Genomic DNA, 3024 nt, shown 5'->3' on the forward strand with positions numbered 1-3024 from the left:
TCGGCCTGATCGATACCGGGTCGGGCCGCGTGATGCTCGCGTTTCAAAGCGTGGAGCAGCGTGAACAGATGCTGACCGAGCACACCAAGGTGAAAGGCGAAGTCACGATCGATCGCGATGCGCTCGAGCAGGCATGCGAGCGGATTCGAGCGGCGGGTTTTTCGCAAAAAGACAGTCAGCAGACTTTCGGTGTGACCGACGTCACGTTTCCGATTCAGGGGCCGTCCGGTCAGGCGATCGCGGTGCTCACCTGCCCGTACTTGCGCCGTATCGATGAATATGTCGCGCCGACGCTGGAGGCGGCGACTGCATTGCTACGTGAGACGGTCCAGGCGTTGTCGATGTTTCGTGAAGCGGCCGCGTAGCGCCGATGGTTTAGAATGGCGACCCTCTCAAAAATCACGCCGCGTGGATCCCCTCGTGCGCGCTCAACGATCAAGCAATGGCGAAACTTCTGACCGATTCCGAATTCCAGCGTTTTTCCGAACTCCAGCAGAAGCAGTCGAGCTTCACGATCACGCCTGAAGAAGCCGACGAACTGCGCGACATCGTCGCTCATGCGCAAAAGCGCCGCGACGACCGCGCTGCGGCGATGCAAAGCATCGAGACCTTCATCAAGCAATTCGACATCAGCCCGGACGAGCTGTTTTCGGCCGAGCAGATCGGCGACGCCGCGCGCACTTTCGGCCTGATTCCGGCCGCGAAGAAAGAGCGCGTGCTGCCGCCGCAGTTCACGTTCAACGGCAAGCCGTATCAATGGACCGCGCGTCCGCTGCCGGACGACATCCGCATTCCGTTGTTCGATGCCTTCAAGGCGGGCGAATCGGTGAAGCCGTTCATCGCGACGTTGAAGGACGCGAACCGTTGCGCCGCGACCATCGCGCGTCTGGAGCGCGAGACCGGCGCCGTTTATGCTGAAGCGTTGCTGGAAGAGTTGTCGGTGACGCGCACGCAGGTTGATGAAGCGGCGACGAAGCTGGCGGCTTGAGCTTAAGCTTCATCCAGCGCCATTCTGAAACCGACCACGCCCGGATCTTCCGTCGCCGTGATGGTGAAGCCGCATGAGCGGGCCAGCGCGATCATCGGCGTGTTCTCACGCAACGCCTCGCCGACCAGCCAATGGATGCCGCGCGCCCGCGCGTACTTGATGATCCGGTCCATCAGCAATCGCCCGAGGTGCCGGCCTTTCTGGTCGGAACGCACCGCAGCGGCGAACTCCGCCGTCTCGTTGTCCGGATCGGCCACCGCGCGCACCACACCAAGCGTGCGCGTAAAACCCTCTTCGCTCGTCACGGTTGCGATCAGCGCCATTTCGCGGTCGTAGTCGATCTGCGTCATGCGCGCGAGCTGCGAGTGATCGAAGCTGCCGACTGCGCCGAAAAACCGCAGCCGTAAATCTTCCGGTGTCATCGCTTCGACGAAATCGTGATGCGCGGCTTCGTCTTCCGGGCGAATCGGCCGGATCGTGACGCGCAGGCCCTGCCAGTCGAGCGTCTCTTCGAAGCGGCGCGGATAGGGCACGATGGCGAGCCGGCTGCGCGTGGCCGCGACGCTCAGCGTCGGCTCGGCCACGACGACATGCTCGCTGAACACACGCAGCGTCAGCGTGAGGCCGACGAGTTCCTTGACGTCGCAGACTGCTTGCGACAACGCCGTCAACGCGGCCAATGCCGGCTCCGGCGCGATCAGCCGCGCGTAGCGCGAGCGCGCGACGATGTCGCGCGCCAGCATCGGATTGAGCGGCGGCAGGCCGTAGACGCGCAGCGGGTCGGAGAGGCCGTCCGCCGGTGGCGCGGTGAAGCGGAAGACGGGGCCGAAGTTGTCGTCGTCGTGGAGCTCGACGGCGATGTCGACGACGGGTTTGCGCGATTGTTCAGCGGCGGCTTGTTCGGCGCAGTTGTCTGGGGTCGGCGCTGGGCGTGCTGCTGCTTGCTGCGTGGGTTGTTGGGTTGGCGTTTGTGTCGGCTCTGGCGTTGCTGCTCGCGTCGGCTCTGAGGTAACTGCTTGTGTCGGCACAGGCGATGGCGCTTGCGCCGGCTCAGGCGTTGCTGCTTGCGCCGGCTTCAACGTTGAACCTTCCGCCGCTCCCTGCGCCGGGCCTCGGGTCACTGATCCCTTCAGCCGTTCATCACCTTGCGGCTCAACGCGCAGTCCAAAACGCTCAAGAAACCGCGCCGCCGCTTCGCCGGTTAGTTGGCGCTCACCTGCCGCGATGGCGGCGCGCGCTTGCGCCTGAGCGGCGTCGATCGCTTCCGGAATTTGCGCCGGCAAGCCCTCTGGCGTTTGCATCAACAACTCGCGCCCCATCCGATAGTCGACCAGCCGCGCAAAGGCGCGCGCAAGCCGCTGCGGCGTTGGATGAACCGGAATACCTTGTGCATGCAGCGCGTCGCGCGTCGCCGCATCCACGCCGCCGAAAAAGCACGCCAGCAGCCCGCGATACGCGAAGCGCTGATTCGCGATCAACGCCTGCGCGACCTCGCCGACCGGCGCGCCGTGCGTCGACGCGTGAACGACGAACGCCGTGCCGCTGCTGCGATGTTCGGCGAGCAGCTTGAGCGCGGTGCCGAAATGCTCGGGGCGAGCATCGTCGCCGAGTCTCAGCGGGTTGCCGGCTATCGCGTGCGGCAGCGCTTCGCTTAGCGCCGCGTCCGCTTCCGCGGGCCATGGCGCGAGCGTGTCGCCGGCGGCGGCGAAGGCGTCGCAGGCGAGCGTCGCGAGGCCGCTGTCACTGGTGATCAGCGTCGCTGTCGCGCCCGCCGCCACCCGCCCGACGCCGAGGGTTTCGATTTCGTCGAGCAGATCGTCGAGCGAGTCGACCCGCACCATGCCCGCGCGACGAAATGCGGCGGTGTACAGCGCGTCGGCCGGATCGGCGCGGCCCGAGCGCAATGCCAGCACCGGCTTGTTACGCGCCGCCGCGCGTGCCGCCGACATGAACTTGCGCGCCGCGCGCACCGTATCCAACTCCAGCAGGATTGCGCGCGTGCCGGGATCGCTCGCCAGATAGTCGAGCACGTCGCC

The 3024-nt window shown here is 65.8% G+C and carries 3 protein-coding genes; 2 read left to right on the forward strand and 1 reads right to left on the reverse strand.

What is annotated here, in order from left to right:
* Positions 1-365: IclR family transcriptional regulator domain-containing protein (locus tag QOC89_RS13400; protein WP_323045450.1), on the forward strand; the 365-nt coding region annotated here is incomplete at its 5' end.
* Between the two features lie 77 nt (positions 366-442).
* Positions 443-988: a hypothetical protein gene (locus QOC89_RS13405; protein ID WP_323045451.1), complete on the forward strand. Its 546-nt coding sequence runs from the start codon at positions 443-445 to the stop codon at positions 986-988.
* A gap of 2 nt (positions 989-990) precedes the next feature.
* On the opposite strand, the gene QOC89_RS13410 is transcribed toward QOC89_RS13405, so the two are convergent.
* On the reverse strand, positions 991-3024 hold a 2034-nt coding region (locus QOC89_RS13410), incomplete at its 5' end, for a GNAT family N-acetyltransferase (RefSeq protein WP_323045452.1).

The sequence above is a fragment of the Paraburkholderia sp. genome (assembly GCF_034668105.1).
GTDB lineage: Bacteria > Pseudomonadota > Gammaproteobacteria > Burkholderiales > Burkholderiaceae > Paraburkholderia.

Bases quoted from the DNA above. Each gene is read 5' to 3' on its own strand.
- QOC89_RS13405 (WP_323045451.1), top strand. From the start codon at position 443: ATGGCGAAACTTCTGACCGATTCCGAATTCCAGCGTTTTTCCGAACTC.